The sequence below is a fragment of the Pseudoalteromonas sp. P1-16-1b genome (assembly GCF_001401785.1).
GTDB lineage: Bacteria > Pseudomonadota > Gammaproteobacteria > Enterobacterales > Alteromonadaceae > Pseudoalteromonas > Pseudoalteromonas undina.
On record NZ_LKGQ01000053.1, the window covers coordinates 1 to 516 of the forward strand.

At 45.0% G+C, this 516-nt stretch carries 1 protein-coding gene and 3 tRNA genes; all 4 read right to left on the minus strand.

Annotated elements, in window-relative coordinates; translation table 11 throughout:
- A partial coding sequence (locus tag AN392_RS18090) for a GTP-binding protein (RefSeq protein ID WP_233997923.1) occupies positions 1–89 on the minus strand: 89 nt, incomplete at its 3' end.
- Between the two features lie 135 nt (positions 90–224).
- A tRNA-Thr gene (locus AN392_RS18095) sits at positions 225–300 on the minus strand.
- Between the two features lie 10 nt (positions 301–310).
- Positions 311–385: transfer RNA gene (locus AN392_RS18100), tRNA-Gly, on the minus strand.
- 46 nt (positions 386–431) lie between these two features.
- Positions 432–516: transfer RNA gene (locus AN392_RS18105), tRNA-Tyr, on the minus strand.

Consider the following 516-nt stretch of genomic DNA (forward strand, 5'->3'; position numbering starts at 1 on the left):
GCAGTTAGTGTAGTTTTACCGTGGTCAACGTGGCCGATTGTACCAACGTTTACGTGCGGTTTTACGCGTTCAAACTTTTCTTTTGCCATGACGGAACCTATCAGTTTTGTGTATCTAGATTACATATGAAAATAATCCACCATAGGTAGATTAAGTTAATTTTTTCAAATTTCAAATAGTTTTTTCTGACAGATAAAGGAAGTGTTTAAGGAGATTCGATTGACTGGTGCTGATAGGCAGATTTGAACTGCCGACCTCACCCTTACCAAGGGTGCGCTCTACCAACTGAGCTATATCAGCATCATCAAATTGGAGCGGGCAGCGGGAATCGAACCCGCATCATCAGCTTGGAAGGCTGAGGTAATAGCCATTATACGATGCCCGCTTTAAGGAACCTGTTCTTAAACTACCTCTAACCGTCTAGAATAAAGTGGTGGAGGGAGCTGGATTCGAACCAGCGAAGGCTGAGCCGTCAGATTTACAGTCTGATCCCTTTGGCCGCTCGGGAACCCCTCC